Annotated in this window: 9 protein-coding genes; 1 reads left to right on the top strand and 8 read right to left on the bottom strand. The window is 54.1% G+C overall.

Going from position 1 to position 17143, the window contains the following annotated elements; translation table 11 throughout:
• Positions 1–24: 24 nt before the first annotated feature.
• From MKY64_RS11020 to MKY64_RS11035, 4 genes are all read right to left on the bottom strand, one after another.
• The gene (locus MKY64_RS11020) at positions 25–1449 is read right to left on the bottom strand and encodes a spore germination protein (RefSeq protein WP_340952929.1); all 1425 of its coding nucleotides are present in this window, start codon (positions 1447–1449) and stop codon (positions 25–27) included.
• 74 nt (positions 1450–1523) lie between these two features.
• Positions 1524–2486 carry an NAD(P)/FAD-dependent oxidoreductase gene (locus MKY64_RS11025; RefSeq protein WP_340952930.1) on the bottom strand — a complete coding sequence of 321 codons (963 nt, stop codon included), beginning with the start codon at positions 2484–2486 and terminating at the stop codon, positions 1524–1526.
• 759 nt (positions 2487–3245) lie between these two features.
• Positions 3246–3995 carry an AIR synthase related protein gene (locus tag MKY64_RS11030; protein WP_340952932.1) on the bottom strand — a complete coding sequence of 250 codons (750 nt, stop codon included), beginning with the start codon at positions 3993–3995 and terminating at the stop codon, positions 3246–3248.
• Complete coding sequence (locus tag MKY64_RS11035; protein WP_036727046.1) at positions 3992–4882, bottom strand: AraC family transcriptional regulator; 891 nt, start codon at positions 4880–4882, stop codon at positions 3992–3994. The genes MKY64_RS11030 and MKY64_RS11035 overlap by 4 nt, the downstream gene beginning before the upstream one ends.
• A gap of 181 nt (positions 4883–5063) precedes the next feature.
• Here MKY64_RS11035 and MKY64_RS11040 point away from each other — a divergent pair, with 181 nt between their 5' ends.
• On the top strand, positions 5064–6362 hold the full coding sequence (locus tag MKY64_RS11040) for an alpha-glucosidase/alpha-galactosidase (RefSeq protein ID WP_340952935.1): 1299 nt from the start codon (positions 5064–5066) through the stop codon (positions 6360–6362).
• A gap of 88 nt (positions 6363–6450) precedes the next feature.
• Here MKY64_RS11040 and MKY64_RS11045 read toward each other — a convergent pair whose 3' ends face one another.
• From MKY64_RS11045 to MKY64_RS11060, 4 genes are all read right to left on the bottom strand, one after another.
• Entirely contained in the window at positions 6451–7707 is a 1257-nt protein-coding gene (locus tag MKY64_RS11045; RefSeq protein ID WP_340952937.1) for a peptidase G2 autoproteolytic cleavage domain-containing protein, read from the bottom strand.
• 133 nt (positions 7708–7840) lie between these two features.
• A complete protein-coding gene (locus MKY64_RS11050; protein ID WP_339256776.1) occupies positions 7841–8614 on the bottom strand; it encodes an ABC transporter ATP-binding protein in 774 nt (257 codons plus the stop codon).
• A gap of 206 nt (positions 8615–8820) precedes the next feature.
• Entirely contained in the window at positions 8821–10092 is a 1272-nt protein-coding gene (locus MKY64_RS11055) for a BNR-4 repeat-containing protein (protein ID WP_340952940.1), read from the bottom strand.
• Between the two features lie 612 nt (positions 10093–10704).
• Entirely contained in the window at positions 10705–17100 is a 6396-nt protein-coding gene (locus MKY64_RS11060; RefSeq protein ID WP_340952941.1) for a rhamnogalacturonan lyase family protein, read from the bottom strand.
• Positions 17101–17143: the final 43 nt, after the last annotated feature.

Raw genomic sequence — 17143 nt, forward strand, 5'->3', positions numbered from 1 at the left:
TTCTCTGGTGAAGTCCGGCTGCCGTCATTTGCTCCGCGGCTGCGAGATCCACAATACATCCTTCAAGCCCTTGCTGAATGTCGGAGCTGCCGGTGACAGATAGGGCCTGCCGAACGAACGCAGACTGCTAAGATGAATGACCACCAGGATGATGCCGAGCATGACGCCGATCAGCCCCATCGTGCCTGCCAGAATCATCATGGGGAACCGCAGCAGACGGGTTGCGATACTGGCGGAATAACGCGGAACCATGAAGGAAGCAATGCCCGTGATAGCCACGATAATGATCATCGGTGCAGAGACAATTCCCGCAGTGGTGGCAGCCTGGCCTATGATTAGTGCGCCCACGATACTGACAGCGGAACCTATCTGCTTCGGCAGCCGGACGCCGGCCTCCCGCAGCGCCTCGAAGGCTATCTCCATAATGAGCGCTTCCACCAGGGCCGGAAAAGGGATCTCCTCTCTCGCCCGCGCGATACTCAGCAGCAGTACGGTAGGTATCATCTCCTGATGGAAGGTGGTGATGGCGACGTAAGCCGAAGGGAGCAGGAGCGACAGAGCATAGAAGATGTATCTGAGCCAGCGGACAAAAATACTCATGTAAATGTTCTCGTAGTAATCCTCCGGGGATTGCAGCATGGAGAACATGTTAACCGGGGCAATCAGACTGAAGGGAGTCCCGTCAATCAAGAGCGCAAACCGGCCCTCCAGCAGATTGGAGACCACCACATCCGGGCGCTCCGTGGCAATCATCTGCGGAAACGGCGAAAAGGGCTGGTCAATGATGCCCTGCTCAATATACTGGCTCTCCAGCACATCCTTGATATTCAGGCGGCTTAGCCGTTTGTTGACTTCAGTGACCAGTCCCGGCTGAATGATTCCTTCCACATAAGCGAGGGTGACCTTCGTATGGCTGTACTCTCCAATAGTGTTAGAGTGCAGCTTCAACGCTGGTGTCTTAAGCCGCATACGCAATAAAGACTGATTCATAGCCAGAGCTTCCGTGAACCCGTCACGGGCACCGCGCACAGTGGATTCAGCCGCCGGCTCTTCGGGAGTCCGGGTGGGCACCTTGTATAGAGGATAGCCCTTACCCGAAGTCTGGCCGTCCAGCAAAAGCACAGCTTCACCGTCCAGGATCGCTGTTACGGCTTGTTCTACGGTCCCAATTCGGTGAATCGAGGCGAGCGGAACCTCAGCAGACCCTTGCACAGCCGTTTCAACTGCAAGGCCGGTCTGCTCCAGAGGTGCCAGCAATTGCTGTTCAAGCCGCTCCGTATCACATAATCCTGTACAGTACACACAGAGCGCGGAAGTACGATGAATCGTCTGGAACGAATGGAACACCACATCCTCACAGCCCGCAAACACTCCGCGCAGCACCTGTTCATTCTCTGCCAGCCGCCGGGTCAGCTGGGTCTCCTGTTCTGCTTCCGATGCAGTATTCATCCGTACTCCCTCCCTGCGCTATCCTTTGAATTTCATATTCATAGTGATGTTATCCTGTGCTATTGGGGGAAAAATTATACAAGCCCGGCCTTCCAGGCTTCCCGGTTCAATTCACCATTCACCGCAGCAGCAGCCAGCGCGCCCGATGCGGCCGCAGCGATGGATTGATGCATCATGGAGGCGGCATCCCCGGCGGCGTAGATCCCGGGCACGCTGGTCTGGCCGGACTCGCCGACTTCAAGGATACCCTGCTCAGATATCCGGCAGCCCAGGGAATGCGGCAGATCCGTTCCCGGAGCCAGCTCAGGCCGGAAGAATATTCCGGTACACGGAATTTCTGTTCCATCCATAAGCTTCACATGCTTAACCATGCCTTCCTCTGATGCAATCTCGCGAATAGGAGTATCGAATAACGGAATAGCGTGGGCACGCAATTCTTCGCGTTCTGCTTCTGTCAGCTCATCGGGTCCATTCGTGCAGACCGCAAATTGCTTAGTCCACCCATATAACAACGGAGCCAGATGCATGAGTGCTGCTCCTCTGCTGATGATTACCAGCGGCTGATCTCTTAATTCCCAGCCATCGCAGTACGGACAGACAAAGGCGCTCTTCCCGTAGACCTTGGTCAGCCCCGGAATGTCCAGCCTGCGGTCCTTCATGCCTGCAGCGAACAGCAGCTTCTTGCTGGTCAGCTTACGCCCTGAAGCGGTCTCCAGCAGGAAGGCCCCATCCTCCCCGGTAATGGACACTACTGTATCTTCAATGTGTGAAACGGATGGATAAGCGCCTAGCTGTTCTATGGCAATCCGCCGGAGTTCGAACGGAGCGATCCCGTCCCGGGTCAGAAAGCCGTGCGCTTCCCGGGTGACCGCATTACGCGGCTGCCCCGCATCAATCACAATCGTCCATTTGCGTGCACGGCCCAGCATCAGCGCAGCATTAAGCCCGGCTGGGCCACCGCCGATAATTACTGCGTCTGCATTTGCTGCATCTGTATCAACTACGTTTGCGGCATCATTATTTTTCAGATTCGTCATTTGTAATTCCTCCCTGTGGTTGGTTTGAGTGGTTGGTGTCTGGTGTGGCGGTGACGGCAGGTAGATTTGCGGATATTAGAGACTTCTGTAGTCCGTGAATATTACAAAAAAATAGACACCGCATCTCCTTCGCTCACCTGCGTCGCCAATCTGTATTGCACAACTGCATCGACCAATCTGTACTGCCAATCTGCAATGTACATCAGCGTCGACCAACCTGCATCGTCCAATGTACATCGCCAATCTGCAATGTACATCAGCATCGCCCTCATTAAGGACTATGTGTGTCTATAATAACTTTGAATTTGAATGATGTCAATTGTGGCGCTTCCTAGCGCTTATTAAGCCTTATTCAAACAGATGCTTATGCTGATTGAAAAATTGATAGAAAGATTGTACATTCTCCAGCTCATACCACTCCCTGTCTGCAAGGGGCTGGCAGTGCCCATTGCGCTTGGATAGCGGATGAGACTGGGATGTGTATGTTTGCGGGAGCGCATTTAGTTGGATTTTCTCCACTTCCTGAGGAACGTATGGGCCATGCTAGGGAAACAATTGGAAAAATGGCACTTAAATAATCACTCGTTACCTGAAACGGCCTAATCCGTAAGCAGCAGTTGCTATTTTTCCACTTGTTTCAGGACATTTCGCAGAAAGAGGGAAATTAAGATACGTTTATCCATTTGTTTGCTGGCAAGGCAGATTTGCCTTAATCAAAGCCGCCTTGATTCGCACTAGTATGGACCTTACGCAAGCCGTTCAAGGCTGCAAATAACCGATAATCTCCATTTTGCCTCCTATTCTGGACTGAAGCTCGCTAATTCTGCGTTCCTCTGCCGCAAAAATCACCGCTGTCGCCGGCCCCCCGGATGCCTGTAGCTTATCCTCTATTCCAGGCACCGGCTGGAAGCTGCAGCCGCTTAGCTCCGCCAGCAGTCCTGCTTCATACCCGGCTCCCTTCGAGCCGACCGGATGAATGTCATGGACCTCCGGCGCGCCTGCCAGAAGCTGAAGCTGCCGGAGGGTACACTGGCTTGCTTCCTGCTCCAGAACAGCGCTTCCGACCAGCGGTTCGCCCAGCATCACGATGCAGTCTCCTGTACTTGAACATCCCAGCTTCAGCTGCGTCTCATCCGCCTCCCCTATCACGGTAATACCGATACCGGTCTGGCAGGTCACGAAATTATCCTCGGTACTGCCGTTCACGTGGGCGGCAGTCAGTCCGGCTTCCTGAAGCAGCCTGTGGATGCCCCGGATAATTTCATTCCCTGTAGGCTCCTTCTCTACCGCTAAGGTATCGATGACCGTTAAGATCTCCGCCCCCACAGACAGCACCTCCATTACTGCAACTCTGGCAGCATAATAGCCTGCGACAGCCGGGGTGGTCTTCACTGCATCCATCGGCTTATTCCCGATGCTGGCGCTGGAATCGCAGCCGACGACCAGCAAGCGCCCACCCTCTTTTCGTATTATGGTCAGATCACGGATTCGCTGAACTTGCGGTTTCATATGTTTGATCCTCCTGTATCTTTTTCGTTCCCGTTCCTAAGTGCGGCCCGGTATTCACTCGGCGGCATGCCCGTAGCTTTGCGGAATTGCTTAGAGAAATACAGGGCGTCATTGAAGCCGACCGATGAGGCTACCTGTTCGATGGTCAGCGGGCTTGCGAGCAGCTCTTTGGCCTTGTCCATCCTCACTTTGAGCAAATACTGCTTCGGTGACATTCCGGTCCGCTGCTTGAAGGCCTTGGATAGATGGACCCGGTGATAGCCGAGCGAAGACGCGATGTGATCAATGCTGAGCTGCTGGTGGAACTGCAGCGTAATCCAGCGGATCGCCTGGTCGATCTGCCGGTCGATCATCTCCGGCATTTCGCTTGGATGCGGCGGCAATTGATCCAGATTGTCCCGCCCGAAGCGGTGAAGCAGCAGCCGCACCCAGCCCGAAGCCTCCAGGCTCTCCAGCCGTGGATATGCGGATTGCTTGAAGGATTGCCGGATGCCCTTATACAGGTTATGCAGCTCCGGGACCGAATCCGAATGGGCGAAGGGCCGCTCCCTGGTGATCCCGACCGCCCGAAGCTGATCCAGCACGCCAATGCCCTGCAAGGCGACCCACGCATAATGCCACGGGTGGTCCTCGTCCGCCTTATAACTGAATAACATCCCCGGGATAATCACAAAGGTATCTCCTGCCTTGCACTCCGCCGAGAATGTATCGCTCTCGAACCGGCCGCTGCCCGCAAGAACGGTATGGATCAGGTAGAAATCATGTACAGACGGTCCGACGGTGTGGCCGGGATGCGGCCTCCCTTCCCCGCTGAACAGCACGGACAGCTCCTGCTCCTCCGGGGTCAGGTTGATGCCCAGGGTGAATTCATAATGCTCCGGGTCCATGCAACATTCCTCCATATGTATCTTGTCTTTCTCCATAGCCTGCGCAGCGGTTCTATTCTATAGTGATTATAGTATAAATCAGCGCAAAAAGCTTCTGTTCCAGCACATTTCTGTCAGTTTCATCCGCAAGCGCCTGTATGACAGAAGGCTTTTCACGCATCTTATAGGAGGCTTATCACTTATGTCTAAAGTTACATTTATCGGTGCCGGAAGTACCGTCTTCGCGAAGAATGTCCTCGGCGATATCATGGCTACACCTGCCCTTCAGGGCTTCGAGCTTGCATTATTCGATATCGATCTTCAGCGCTTGAATGACTCAGCGAATATGCTCCAGAATTTGAAGAAAAGCAGCGGCAGCACATGCACTGTGACCACATATACCGACCGTAAGAAAGCGCTGCGCGGTGCCAAATATGTGGTGAACGCCATTCAGGTTGGCGGGTACGATCCTTGTACGATTACCGATTTTGAGATTCCCAAGAAATACGGCCTGCGCCAGACGATTGCTGACACGGTAGGCATCGGCGGTATCTTCCGCAACCTGCGCACCATCCCGGTAATGCTGGACTTCGCGGCCGATATCCGCGAGGTGTGCCCGAATGCGCTGTTCCTGAATTATACGAACCCGATGGCCGTTCTGACGAATGTCATGAACACTTACGGCGGGGTGAATACTATTGGACTCTGTCACAGCGTGCAGCAGTGTATCCCTGGATTATTCGATCACCTCGGCATTGACAAGACAGGGGTACAAGCCAAAATCGCCGGCATCAACCACATGGCCTGGCTGCTCGAAGTCACCAAAGACGGCGAGGATCTGTACCCGGAGATCAAACGGCGCGCGGCCGAGAAGCAGCTTGAGCCGCATTATGATATGGTCCGCTATGAGATGATGCTGAAATTCGGCTACTATATTACAGAGTCCTCCGAGCATAATGCCGAATACCATCCATACTTCATTAAGCGGAACTACCCGGAGCTGATCGAACGCTTCCAGATTCCGCTGGATGAATATCCGCGCCGCTGCGTGGAACAGATTAAGGGGTGGGAGCAGATGCGCGGAGATCTGGTGAACAACCAGGATCTGACGCATGAGCGTTCCCATGAGTATGCCTCCTACATCCTGGAAGCCATGGAGACAGATGTACCGTTCAAGATCGGCGGCAATGTGATGAACACGGGCCTGATCACCAATCTGCCGCGTGAAGCCTGTGTCGAGGTGCCTTGTCTGGTGGACAGAAGCGGCGTAACGCCAACCTTCGTAGGCGATCTGCCGCCGCAGTGCGCAGCGCTGAACCGGACCAACATTAACACCCAGCTCCTGACCATAGAAGCCGCTATGACTCGCAAAAAGGACCATATCTACCACGCCGCCATGCTGGACCCGCATACCGCCGCCGAACTGTCGATGGACGACATTGTCAGTATGTGCGACGACCTGATCGCGGCTCATGGTGACTGGCTGCCGAAGTATCAATAAAAATTAATTCTCAATAACAAAGGCAGCAATCCTCTATAACTGGAGAATTGCTGCCTTCTATTTTTGCGTTGCGCGCTTGCAGAACCATTTATTTCACATAAATTTTGATTTGATCCGGTGCTGTTCTTGCAAGAACGCGATACCCTGTTACTGAAGCGGTCGCTACTCCATTCTCACCAGGCAGACAGTATCCGTTCACCTGGCAGGTTCCGTCATCCCGGACCAGAAGCTTGCCCATGGTTCCTACAGCCACCCATTCTGCACGATCGATCCGCGATACATACTTTTGGGAAGGGGCGAATTGGGGATTAACAACAGCCGTGCTCATAGTATATGCAGGTGCCATAACATTACCTTTGCTGTCTGTCACAGCCCTCACTTCCCGGTCTTCATATCTAACCCTGCCCCATTCATCCCTTTCGTATTTGCCTTTCCAGTTCAAAGGACTTGCATCACCAAGCACAGAAGGACTTGCACTGACCACGCCCAAGATATATTGATCTGACGGGGTTGCTTTTCTGACCCGCTCTCCATCCGTGGTTACAAAATATCCAGGCTCTATCGGCAATCCATCCACCGTCTCAAACATTTCGGCATAGTCTGCCCCAGGAGATATTACAGTGCCTTGAAGATATAAATTTCCTGTAGAACCCTGAAGCACAGCAGCCAGGTCAGGGGCGGCCGGATTACCATTGGCTAAATGCCAAGAAGCAGGAAACAGTGTTTCACCATAAGTACCCATAATATGAGCATCAGTGTGTTCTGGCAGAACAACTGTACTGTTCCCTTCAGCATGAGAGTTCTGAGCACCTGCAATTGTACCTGAACCTTCAGCATGAGAAAAGTTTCCATTGGCCTCAGTGAAGGAACCTTCAGCATGAGAAATAAACCCATTTGCCAGTGTTGAGAAGCCTTCTGCATGAGCAGCAGAACCAGCAGCTACAGTCAGGTAGCCTTCTGAGTGGGAATATTCTCCACTTGCAGTGCTCTGATTGCCTTCCGCATGTGAAGCTACACCCGAAGCAACCGTTTGAGCACCCTCAGCGTGAGATTGAGTTCCGGAAGCAGTAGTTAAACCTCCCTCAGCGTGGGCAGCGTCATTGATTGCAAAGGTCCTGTAGCCTTCCGCATGTGAGGCCGGTCCTGATGCAAGCGAACCATTCCCTTCGGCATGGGCCGTGTCCAGAACTGCAAGGGTCTGGTACCCTTCAGCATGAGCCGCAGAAGCGTTGGCTGTGGTCTGGTACCCCTCAGCGTGAGAAGCAAACCCGCTTGCGGTCGTGGAGTTCCCCTCTGCATGTGAGCAAGATCCGGAAGCGGTTTGATTGCATCCTTCATCTGCCATAAGCCATTCCTCCTAATATTGTGGTTTTTATGGTCCTGCCCTACACAATATTACGGACTTGATGGAATGGACACGGCATGTCTCCCGGGTACAAAATATTATTTGTCATAGCTTCCCCGGAACGCCTCTTATATTAGCCCAAAGTCAGCCATCTCCGGTTATGGTGCTCCTGCACCTCAACCGGAGTATCGAAGAATTCGCTGAGCACCTCGGACTTCAGGCATTCTGCGGTCTCGTCAGCTTTATAGATTTCACCTTTTTTAACCAGCAGGGTATGCGTGAAGCAGGGTGTAATCTCTTCGATATGATGGGTCACATACAGCAAGGTGGGGCCGCCTTCCTGTTTCGTGATCTTTTCGATCATCTGCAGCAGCTGCTCCCGCGCAAAAATATCCAGTCCCGTACACGGCTCGTCCAGGATGAGCAGCTCGGGATTTGCAATGAGTGCCCGTGCGATGAGAATCTTCTGGCGTTGTCCCTGTGACAAGGTATCATAAGTGCGTGCGGCCAGGGCCGAGCAATCCAGGAATTCCAGCAGCTCCTCTGCCTGCTTCAGGTCCTCTTCTTCCGTCTTGTCGTACAGTCCGATTGTGGCGAACTTGCCGCTCAAAATGATGTTCAGCGCCGTCTGATGGCCGTACAGCTTCTGCTGCAAAGAGGTGCTGACCCAGCCGATCCGCTTGCGCAGCTCTCTAAGGTCTACATCGCCGAAGCGGTGGTCCAGCACCTCTACTTGTCCCTTCGTTGGCCAGATATAGCCGTTCACAACGTTCAGCATGGTCGTCTTGCCTGAGCCGTTCAGACCGACAATGCACCAGTGCTGTCCCTTATGCACCTGCCAATTCATCTCCTGCAGAATCATCGTCTGCTCACGCCGCCAGGATACATTTTCAAGCGATATAATCATGTTCCAGTGCTCCCCCTTGCTTCGTAATAATCTTCTAATGAAACATTATAGCAGCTCAATGTATTCTGCGCTTGTTAGACCTGCCCGGACTTACATCCTGGAAATGATGCCCATTCCGGGCAAACTGCAAATGAAAGAACCCGGGCGAATGTCCGGGCCTTTCATTAAGTGGATAGTATAGTTGTGCGGTGATCAATTTGGCCAGCCTAGTTATTTCGCCCATAGTAAAGCTTCAGGTTCGTTACATCTACCAAGTACAAGATGTCAATGCCCTTCGGGCAGCGGTCTACCGCCAGCCTTTCCACCGGGATACCCGGTGCAAGCGAGCTCTCTGTCCAGCCTCCGCCGGTATTCACTGCCATGAATGCACGGTCAGTACCGCTGCTTTTGACATAATAGATTCTGGATGTTGTACCCGTCCAGGTCACATCAATGGCCGCGTTGGTGTGAGCAGCGTTATATACGGTCTGCAGGTTCCAGCCCCCTGCACCGTAAGTGGCCTGCTTCACAGCAAAGCTAGTGCTGCCCTCCTCACGGTAACGGTAAGCGATCACCGGACGTCCCGCTGCATCAAGCGTCATCTTGGCACTCTGTACGCCCGGACCGCCGGGATCACTGCCGCTCTGCACATAGGCTTCGCTTGGAGCCATAGGCTGCACGATATCCGCCGTAGTCAGGGAGACAGGCGCTGTGACCGGAGTTCCATCCGCTTTGCTGAATACGCCCGTGGACGGGCTGTACTTCAGATAGGACAACTGATGGCGCAGCGGGCTGGCGGCGAAATACGCCCACTCGAACAAGATATGCAAGTCGCCGTTTGCATCAAAAACCAGGTCATCCGGATAGACAGACCGGTTCAGGTGCGCTGCAATGATTTTGACCTGAGTCCATACGGAATCGGCATTGTTCCAGCGGAACAGAACAGCCTCTCTTTTGCCGGTCGGGTCTTTGTCAACGCGCACCAGCAAATAGAGGTCTCCATTCGGAGCGGTCGTGATTACGGGATAGGTTACTGTCATGCCTGCGGGCAGCTCGTCCGAGTGATTCTGCGGAATCCCGCCCACGGTATCTGAGCGGTAGTAGTGCCAGGGATTGCTGTGCATGGAAGCAAAAACGTGGAACCGTCCGCTTCCGTCTCTCGCCATAGAAGGCTGGTTGTGCCCGAGATCATCCAGATATTCCGCCGGGGTTGTCCCATCCATGAGCGGAAGCTTGCTCCATATCCCGTCGTTGTCTCTTCTTGCAATAGCTACCGTATGCTTGCCGGGGATCGATCCCGGGGCGTTATAAGCCATATAAGCATACTCATAACCAAGCCCGTAAGTGGCAAGAGGAGACCACCATCCCGCCTGATTGCTGGAATCCATCGGAAAAGGCACCTCCTCCAGCACAGCCGCCGCGCTCCCCGCCCCCGCTGGCACTACAGTCAGCAGCAACGTCATCACAAGAGTAAGCATCCATTGTTTGATCTGCTTCAACGATTACGCCTCCCTTAATTCTTGGTCTTACATACATAAATAGATACCGGGTAGCCATGTGAACGCATTACCCGTTCCAGCAACTATCCTGGTGTTCGTATGCCTGGTCCTAGTGTGTGACATGGCAAGTTGCTAGTGTTACTGATACTGTTGCTGGCCCAAGAATAGCATGCTGCTGAAAGGATTGTTACTGTACTATTGCAAGATTGCTGTAACTGGCGGTTTTTATTGTAATAGCTCCACCAAATTGCATGAATGCCCACTCTCTTTTACTCTTCGCCTACTTTTAGCGGCATCCAGTGTAGGGAGGTGCACTAGTGCTCCTTATTTGCTCGTTTTGCTCGTATCCGGTACATTCGGGGGCACTAGTGCACTATATTTGCCCCGTCCGGCCCGCATTCGCTGGATTCAGGTGCACTTTTGCTCTTCATTTACGATTGCCGCCTACCTTCGCTTAACTCAGGGGCACTAATGCTCCTCCTGCCTCTCCTCCATCCCCATTCAGACCAAGCCTTGAGATGTATCTCTCGAAGCACAAAAAAGCCCGGTTCCCCGGGCTTTCCCACTAAATTTCACACGATCAAGCGCATCATCCAATCTTCAGCCAGTTGCTCACTTCCCTACAGTCACTGTCATCTTCGCAGATCTGGTCTCGCCTGCTGCGTTGCGCAAGACGGCTTCGTATTCATAGGTTCCGGGGGTTTTGCCGGAGATTGCAGTGACTGCGGATTGGGCATCCGGGGTATGCACCTGTAGAGTCTGTGTATCAACCAATACTCCATTCTCGTACAGCCGGTATTCCGTTGCATTCGTCCCCCACCACAGATTCATCATCACCGCATAGCTGCCGTCCCCGTCCCAGTTATCGTTGGATAATACCGCTTGCCCAGGAGAGGCATTGGTGACCGTCACCGTCAAGGGTGCGCTCGTCACCGATCCATGCAGATTGCTGAGCTCCAGCGTATAGACGTATGTCCCGTTCGGTCTGCCGGCAATTTTGATCTGCACGGACTGGGCGGACGGTGACTGGTCTGTCAGAGCGCCTTCTTCAATCTTTTCGCCATTCTCATAGAGCTTGAAGCCGGTGCCATTATTGCCCCACCAGAGATTCATCGTAATCGCATAATCGCCGTCCCGCAGCCCCGTATCATGCCCGTTATTATCCGACAATACAGGCATACCTGGAGCACTTTCTGCTAGCGGTATGCCCTGACTGATCCATGCGGCCCATCTCGTCAGCACATTCCCTTGTTCCATCGTAAAAGCCGCAGCGGCCCCAGAGCTGACCTTCTGGCTGTATGCTGCAAGCAACGTTCTGGCCTTCGCCCCTTCACGCGCCCCCGCCGCTTGCTCCGCCAGCATTAACTTACTGGCGAGCTGTTCTGCAAGCGCCGCTGCACCCGGGTCTGCCGATTCACCCGCGAAGGCACGGGTCAATTCAGCCAGACTCGCAAACGTAGCGTAAATACTATAGCTGAAATCCACACTTGTCTCACGGCCAGCAAGGTCGCTGACGGTGGCCGTTATTTTATGCAGACCGGGTTCAAGTATATATGCAGGTGTATTCAGCAACTCGCCGCTTGGTTCTGCAACACCGGACACCGAATCGGAAGCCGTATAGCTAATCTCGACCTGCTGGTCAATCGTATACTGTGCCTCTCCCTGAATGACGACCGCCGGAGGCGAGAGGTCAACCGCTACATCCAGCGTCTGCTCAGCCTCTTTGTTTCCAGCTTTATCCACACTCCAATAGGTCAGGGTGTGCTTGCCCTCCTCACTTATCGTCAGCTTGCTGCCGGCCTGAAGCTCCCCGCCGTTCACCTTGAAATACGTCTGGTCAACCCCGGACTGCTCATCGCTCGCGGTGAACGTCACTTCTGCCGCCGATGTGTACCAGCCGTTCTGCTCTGCTCCCTTCACTGCCGCAGCCGTATGCGGCGGGGTCTGGTCCGCTTGTTCTCCTCCCAGAGTAACTAAGGCGGACAACGGAATATTCAGCTCCTTCACCAGCCCCGCTACCAGCTCCGAGACCTTAATCGCACCGTTCATCTGCAGATGGGTGTTGTCCTCCGTGGTTCCCGTCCACATGAAGATCGACTTGGTGCCCTCTGTGCCCAGCTCCTGAAAATACTCCCAGCTCGCTTGATTCAAATCAACCAGCAGCGTCCCCGTCTCCTGCGCCGTTTCCTTCATCGCCTGCACGTATGCCGGGAAGCTTTTGTTCAGCACTTCACCACTGAAATCCCTCCGGTTCACTGGTGTAACCAGGACTGGAATCGCACCTCTCTGCACAGCACCGTTAATGTAATCCTCCAGATACAACTTGAACTGTTCCGGGGTAAGATAACGTTCCGGCCGGGAAGGCGTGGAGTCGTTATGTGACCACTGCATGAACAGATAGTCTCCTTCATGTATACCGAGCAGAATATTATTGAGATATCCGCCGTTCAGGAAGGTTTTGCTGCTTAGTCCGCCGACTGCCCGGTTATCAATGCCGATCTTCTCTGTGTCAAAATAACGGCCCAGCGTCTCGCCCCAACCCGCCTGCGGACGGTAGCTCTCCGCATAATTGGCCACTGTAGAATCGCTCGCCAGATAGAGAGTTGGCTTATCGGCCGCCCCCTGCTCCGGCAGGCGCTCGATCTTCAGCGCGTTGATCTTCGGCGTACTGCCGGAGAAGCTGAAGTTAAATACGCCATCGATCAGGGCGACATCATATGTCACTTCCTTGAATTGGCCTGAGGGGATGGTGGTGGCCGGCAGTTTGTTCATTTGCTCCACCGTAACATCGGTCTGGGTCACTTCTTGCGCATCCCCAATGGTCATCGTCACACGGTAATTCGCCGGCTTCATCTCCACTACGAAAGAGGTCCCGTTCACACGGGTGAAGTCCTCTGTCAGCAGATTGCCGGTTCCCCGGTTCTCGTCCTGGACCAGCGCGGTGTCGGCGAACCCGTAGCCGTTCCCTTCCACGTAGGCCCGTTTGGCATCCACCTTCGTATAGCCGTCTGCTGCGCTGCCGGAGCCAAAATCAAAGGAATACGCGCTAATATCCCCAGCAGGCTCACGGGTCAGTGAGTCGAGTGCAACGGTCAGCATATTCACCGTATGATTGATCTGCGCCTGCGAGGCTGTTGTTCCGATCAGCGCCTCGGCAGCGCTCAAGGCTCTATGCACCACAGCTACAGAGGCTTCCGTGTAGGATGTGAGGTCGATAGCCTTCACTTCCTGATGCAGCGCAATCAACGCCGCCATATCGCCTGCTGCCACCGGCAGCTTGGTGCCCTCCATTTTCACGTTGTCGATCCGGGTGGTCCAGTTCAGCGTGCCTCCTCCTCCTTTGCGCGTACCCAGGAACCGCAAGCCCCTAACGTTATTCGCATAGACGCCAGGACTCAGCGGAATATCACGGATCGTCTGGGTGACACTTGGGTTAGCGAGACTTGTTAAGGTGAGATCAAGGGTTTTTCCGGCAAAATCAATCTTCAGCTTAACATTTACCCACTGATTCTTGGGAATAGTCGTAGCGGTCCCGCCCCCTGGAATGGCAGTGGTGCCGGTACCATAGTCTGGTGTGTACGGGCCAGTAAAATAATGAATGTTCGTATTCGGACTTGCCGCTCCAGTCTTGGTGAACAGGGTGAACATCAGATTCTCATTCGCATCCTGCAGACTCAGATGCCCCTCCGACGGGACAGCGCCCACATTGCCGGAATGCCAGTTGAAATCGACATTCACAATGTCACCGTTCACCGCATCGAACAGGCGGAATACCTTGGCGCGGTTGCCGGAGCCGGAACCCGTCACAGATAATACCTTGTTCCCGTTCTCTTCTGTAACCGTCCCCGCCATCGTTCCGGCAGTGCCCGTAGCATTCACCATCGAGTATTGTGCAGCGGCCGGATCGCCCTCGAAGTTCTCCTCGTAACGTTGTACCTCCGGCTCTGGCTCCGGTTCCGTGATCCCGGGATCGATCACAAAGGGGGATATACTAAGGTCCATCTCCTTCACTGCGCCCGCTACCAGACCGGATATGACCTGCGCGCCGTAGGTGCTGAAATGGGTATTATCGCCGACCCCGTTCGGGTACTTCGGATATTCTCCCGGATTGGCATAGAGGAAAATCTTCTCCGTAGCGGCCAGGCCGATCCGGTTATAATCTGCAATACTCAACTGGCTCAGATCGATCAGCGGCACGTTCAGTCCGGCTGCTGTTTCCTTCGCCGCCTTCACATATTCAGGGAAGCTTACGTTGAATTCCTGAGTGATCGTATTGAAGTCCCTGCGTCCTACTGGCGTTAACAGAACCGGAGTCGCTCCGCGCTGCTTGGCTCCGTTCACATAGCGGGTCAAGTACGCTGCATAATCTGCCGGAGAGGCATAACGGTCAGGAATGCCTGCGCTGGCATCGTTATGACCGAAGGAGATGAAGAAGTAATCACCCGGCCTGATCCGCTGCAGAATACTATCCAGACGGCCATCCACCATGAACGACTTGCTGCTTCTGCCGCCGATGGCATCATTCTGGATCGTTACTCCGCTGCTGAAGTATTTACTGAATTGCTGGCCCCAGCCTTCCTGCGGAGCCTGCATTCCGCTGTAGGACTGCATCGTCGAGTCACCAGCCATATAGATGGTTGTTCCGCTTCCCGGGACCTTCTGCGGGTATTTCTCGATCTTAATCTCCTGCACATCGGCAGCCGTGCCGGAGAAAATAAACTCTAACTGGCCATCCACCACTGCAATGTCATAGGAATAGAGCAGTGGTGTGCCGGCACGGACCTGGGTGAGCGCCAGCTTTTGCACAAATTCAGATTTGACCCCTACGTTCGAGTCTCTGTCTCCGCTGCCCAGCTTGAGCGTCACCTTGTAATTGGCATCCGGCAGGTCAACCGCAAACTTGGTGTTCTCCGGCAGGGAAGCGTGGCTTGCGCCTAAGGTGATTCCGCTTATGCTCTCGAAACCATATCCCGTTCCCTCCGTGTACGGCGTAGCCTGCACAGAAGTTGTTCCGGCTGGCGGCTGCGTACCGAACCCGAAGTGGTGGACCTGCTCCAGCGGTTGCGGTGCGCCGGTCAGTGTCAGATTTGCTTTGGGAAATGCCGTTGCCTCCGTCCCGAGATAGAAGCCGGTATGCGGCGGCTGGTTGTACGCTACATTCTGCCAGGCAATCCCCAGCCGGTACACCGGATCTTGCATTAGTGTTGGAATTCTGTAGGTTGTAGGAATCGTAGTGGTATAGAGTCTGTACTCCTTACTGTCTTCGCTGCGCAGCAGCAGCTCTTCGCGCCAATCGCCCAGGATGTCCGCCTGAAGTGCCGGATTGCCTTTGGTATGATTATTGGTTAGCGCACCCGCCGCCCGAAAAATCTCCTTCAGCTGCTTCTTCCGGTAATCCCACTTGTAAATGAGCGGAATGCCTTCCGCCGTCGTGTTATTCCAGTCGTGGTCGAACAGCTCCCGCTGAAGATCCCCATCCCACCAGATTGCAAAATTCGCGCTTCGCGGGACTTCGTTCTGCTCATAGATCACCTCACCGTCCGCTGCGTAGCCGCGGGATAACGGGTCCATCTGCCCGTTCACAATCGTGGATGCCCAGGACTCATAACCGGGATGCTCCGGATCGATATCCGCCGACATGCCCCGCCCGGTATCTTTTCCGGTAAATTGGCCCCAGAGGATCTCTCCTGTAGCGGCATCGCGCATCTCCAGTCCGTAAGCAGCATCCTTATGCTCATGCACACTGACGACCTGATACCCTTCCCGGTTCGGATCTAGCTTCCCGGCGTGCATCGCATCTCCATGTCCAAGTCCGGTGCTGTAGAGCAGCGTGCCGTCATCGTCTATCGCCAGCGCACCGTACATGATCTCATCCCGGCCGTCACCGTCTGCATCCAGCACACTCAGGTTGTGATTACCCTGTGCTTCATATTGTGCGCCAGCTTCATTCGTGTCGAAGTTCCAACGCTTCACCAACGCGCCATTCGTGTAGTCATATGCGGTAAGCGTTGTCCTTGTATAATAGCCACGGGCCATTACAACGCTTGGCTTCACACCGTCCAGGTAAGCAATCCCGGCCAGGAACCGGTCGACGCGGTTGCCATATCCGTCTCCCCAATCGCTTACATTGCCTCTTGGCGGATCATAGTCCACCGTAGATACAGCAGCACCCGTCTGGCCGTTGAACAGCGTCAGATATTCCGGCCCGCTGAGGATGTAGCCTCCGTCATTACGGTAATCCTTGGTGCCGTCACCGATGACCATACCTTGGCCGTCTTTGGTGCCGTCCGCTGTCTTGACCACGACCTCAGCTTTGCCGTTGCCGTCCAGGTCATACACCATCAGCTGCGAATAGTGCGCCCCGGCCCGGATGTTCACGCCAAGGTCAATGCGCCAAAGCTTGGTGCCGTCCATTTTGACCGCATCGATGTAGACGTTCCCGGTATAGCCGGCTTGTGAGTTATCCTTCGAATTGCTGGGACTCCACAAGAAAACGATCTCATATTCCCCGTCCCCGTCCAGATCTCCAACAGAGGCATCTCCGGCATAATAGGAATACGTCCCCCCGTCTTTGGTCCGGCCATCGGCAGGCTTATCCAGCGGAATCGGCAGATAGTCGTTATGCCACACCGCTGCCCGCCCGGGCTGCATTTCCTCCTTCCCCGCAACAATCGCAGAAATCTGGTATTGCGAGCTGTCCGCCCCCGTCGTATCCACATAGCTGGTAGAGTCTACGATCGGAGCCGGGTTCACCTTGATCCCGTTTTTATAAACATTGTAAGCGATTTCATCTGAATCCGTATTCAAGTACCTCCAGCTCAAAAAGACGCCGCCATCCGTTAGAACCGCCACCAATCCACGGTCCAGATATTCTGCCTGCCTGGCGGGAAGATTTCCGGTAGAAGCTGCATGTGCCGGAGCGGGCGGGAGAGCAAGCGGTAAGACCAGCAGACAGGATAATAAGAATGTGAGCAATGATTTCTGAACAGACCTCTTTTTTCTACCCATGGGCTTAACTCCTCCTATTATTCTAAAATCAATTTAGAAATCA

It is taken from the genome of Paenibacillus sp. FSL R7-0210 (genome assembly GCF_038009085.1).
Taxonomy (GTDB): domain Bacteria; phylum Bacillota; class Bacilli; order Paenibacillales; family Paenibacillaceae; genus Paenibacillus_AQ; species Paenibacillus_AQ silagei.

Coding starts and splice junctions, on each gene's coding strand:
- MKY64_RS11050 (WP_339256776.1), bottom strand. CDS start 8,614: ATGATTATATCGCTTGAAAATGTATCCTGGCGGCGTGAGCAGACGATG.
- MKY64_RS11045 (WP_340952937.1), bottom strand. CDS start 7,707: ATGGCAGATGAAGGATGCAATCAAACCGCTTCCGGATCTTGCTCACAT.
- MKY64_RS11060 (WP_340952941.1), bottom strand. CDS start 17,100: ATGGGTAGAAAAAAGAGGTCTGTTCAGAAATCATTGCTCACATTCTTA.
- MKY64_RS11020 (WP_340952929.1), bottom strand. CDS start 1,449: ATGAATACTGCATCGGAAGCAGAACAGGAGACCCAGCTGACCCGGCGG.
- MKY64_RS11040 (WP_340952935.1), top strand. CDS start 5,064: ATGTCTAAAGTTACATTTATCGGTGCCGGAAGTACCGTCTTCGCGAAG.
- MKY64_RS11030 (WP_340952932.1), bottom strand. CDS start 3,995: ATGAAACCGCAAGTTCAGCGAATCCGTGATCTGACCATAATACGAAAA.
- MKY64_RS11035 (WP_036727046.1), bottom strand. CDS start 4,882: ATGGACCCGGAGCATTATGAATTCACCCTGGGCATCAACCTGACCCCG.
- MKY64_RS11025 (WP_340952930.1), bottom strand. CDS start 2,486: ATGACGAATCTGAAAAATAATGATGCCGCAAACGTAGTTGATACAGAT.